The organism is Methylocystis sp. (assembly GCF_021731785.1).
Classification (GTDB): domain Bacteria; phylum Pseudomonadota; class Alphaproteobacteria; order Rhizobiales; family Beijerinckiaceae; genus Methylocystis.
Map to the genome: position 1 here is coordinate 1 of NZ_JAKFWS010000075.1, position 2,579 is coordinate 2,579.

The following is a 2,579-nucleotide window of genomic DNA, read 5'->3' on the forward strand; positions in this document are numbered from 1 at the left end:
GGCCGGCCGTGGCCGCCCCACCGCCGCAGAAGTGTTTGGCAGTGGCGGCTATCGCCATGGCGTTCCCGAGATCGGCGCCCTGAAAGCCCCGGACTTTCGCTTCCGCGAATTTCGTCGCGACGAAGGGATCTTCGCCAGGGCCTTCGGCAATCCGTCCCCAACGGGGGTCTCGCGTCACGTCGAGCATGGGCGCGAAGGTAAGATCAATCCCGTCGCCCGAGGCCTCCCGCGCCGCCGCGCGCGCCGTTCTCTCCCACAGAGACGGGTCGAAGGCGCAGGCCTCGGCGAGCGGAATGGGAAAAATCGTCTTGTGCCCATGAAGCACGTCGAGAGCGAAAAAAAGCGGAACGCCAAGTCGCGTTTCCTCGACCGCGCATTTCTGCATTTCAGCGATCGCCGCGCGACCCCAGACATTGAACACTCCGCCGACGTTTCCCGCGCGGATGCTCGCCGTCACGTCACCGGAGCCTTGAGGTCCAGTCACGGTCTGCCCCGCCGTCACCAGATTGAGCTGGCCGACCTTTTCATCGAGGGTCATTCGCGCAAGAAGCGCTTCGATTCTATCCATCGAGACCCAATCGCAGCACTCTCTCATTCGGAGCGAATGACTCAACATAAAAAGTATACCCGATTTTTGACGCTGCGAACCAAACGCGGCCAAGCGTCGCATTCCAGCGGCAACCGACCGTTCTATCCGGTGCGGTCGAATTTATTGTTGTCGCCAGCGCCGCCGCCGCGCATGTTTGGTCAAACACACTTCGTGACTCGGCGAGTTATTGATTTCCACGAGGGCGCTGGCAATGAATGGACCAAAAGAGCGAGAGAAACAGAAAAGCGGCCACGCGACGATCATGGAGCCAGGACTCTTTTCACAGCTCCGTGCGATGGCGCATGTGCTGCTTGTCTCGCCTCAGCGAAACGCAATTGTCTGGCTGGCTCTCGGATTGGCGGTCGTCGTCGGCGCGACAGCCTATGCGCAGATCGAACTAAACGCGTGGAATCAGCCGTTTTACGACGCGATCAACCGCAAGGACCTTTCTGGGGTCGGGCGGCAGCTGGGCGTCTACGGCATCATCGCTGGCGCTCTGGCGCTCGGCTACCCCGATCCATCGTCGAAATATTCGAATCAGGAGTTCATTTCGGCGCTTGAGCAGCTAGGTTTGACGCAGCTTGTTCCCTCTCTCGACGTGGTGGCGCGCTGGGATCATGAGCTGACCGCGCCCGAGCAACAGGCGCTCGCCTTCGCAAGGCTCTTTCTTCACAAGCCGCGATGGGTGATCATCGACGCCGCTCTCGAAACGCTGGCGCCAGAAGCGAGGCGGACATTTATCGCCAATTTCCAAAAGGAACTGCCGAATTCGGCATTGATCTCGATCAGTGACATTTCTACGATGGGCGACTTTTTCCGGCGTGTCGTGAGCCTCAAGCTGGATATGTCTGGTCAGCGGCTTGCTCCACCTATCTGATAGCGGAGACGGCGTGAACCAATCAAAGGTCGCAGTAGAGCGATCTCTTCTCGGAGTGGCGTGGCATGAGTTCGAGCGCCGATGGTCTCCTTGACTGGATGACCCAACAATGCGCCTTCTCGGCGAAGGCGATGCTTCGTACGCTTTCCGCAACGCAACTCGTCAAGAATCGTGCGCATCTTGGCCAACAAATCCGTCCTGCGCGTGGCTCGGTTCTCGCCTCTCCCGAAATCGCGGCTTACGATCCCGATCCAGATTATTTTTTCCACTGGCTGCGAGATTCGGCGATCGTCATCGACGCGTTACGCGTTCTCTATGAGGACAGAACGCTCGGCCCGGACGCGCTCGATCATATTTCCGACTTCATGCAATTCAGCCTCGACCTTTGTCGGCTGGATGGCCGCGTCGTGGCGGATAGAGGCGATTTTCGCCGAAATGTGAGCGCCGATTTCCTGCGTCATGTTCGTTCGAAAGAGGAACTTCGTCAGGTGACCGGCGACCGCGTGCTTGGCGAAGTACGTTACAATCCCAACGGAACGCTCGACATATTAGCGTGGGCGCGTCCCCAGAATGACGGCCCGGCGCTGCGCGCGTTGACGGCGCTGCGGGCGTGGCGTCTGGAAGCGTTTCGTCAGCGAGCGGATTTAGGCATCGTCGAACAACTTCTCGAAGCGGACCTCGACTATACCTTCAATCATTGGCGCGACGCCTGTTTCGATCTCTGGGAGGAAATTCGCGGCCATCATTATTATACGCGTCTGGTTCAGCTTGCGGCGCTCATTGAGGGCGCGGAATGGCTTGAACAGAAGGGAGACGCCGCCAGGCCGCGCGCCTTCAGAGCCGCCGCAGATGACATTTCGCGATGCCTTGACGCGCATTTGGATAAGGATGCGAGCTTTTATCGCGCTTTTCTTCCCGATCTCGTCCAGCCCTCGACAATTCCTGACGCGCGCCGTCTCGACATCGCCGTCGTACTCGGCGTGATTCATGCCGCGCGTTCCGGCGACCGGCATGGCGTGCTCGACCCCAAGGTGCTCTCGACGCTTCTTCGACTCGAGAGCCTCTTCACGTCGGAATACAAGATCAATCAGGATCGCGCCGCCGATTGGGGGC

General features: G+C 59.4%; 3 protein-coding genes. 2 read left to right on the forward strand and 1 reads right to left on the reverse strand.

Translation table 11 applies throughout. The features are described 5' to 3' along the window. On the reverse strand, positions 1–568 hold a 568-nt coding region (locus QZ964_RS13405), incomplete at its 3' end, for a glycoside hydrolase family 3 N-terminal domain-containing protein (protein WP_292532161.1). Positions 569–800: 232 nt separating this feature from the next. Between QZ964_RS13405 and QZ964_RS13410 the strand changes: the two genes are divergently transcribed. Together QZ964_RS13410 and QZ964_RS13415 are read left to right on the forward strand one after the other, a co-directional pair. Next, positions 801–1,466 (forward strand): hypothetical protein, encoded by a 666-nt coding sequence (locus tag QZ964_RS13410; RefSeq protein WP_292532162.1) that lies wholly within the window; start codon positions 801–803, stop codon positions 1,464–1,466. A 65-nt stretch (positions 1,467–1,531) separates the two neighbouring features. After that, positions 1,532–2,579: glycoside hydrolase family 15 protein (locus tag QZ964_RS13415; RefSeq protein WP_292532163.1), on the forward strand; the 1,048-nt coding region annotated here is incomplete at its 3' end.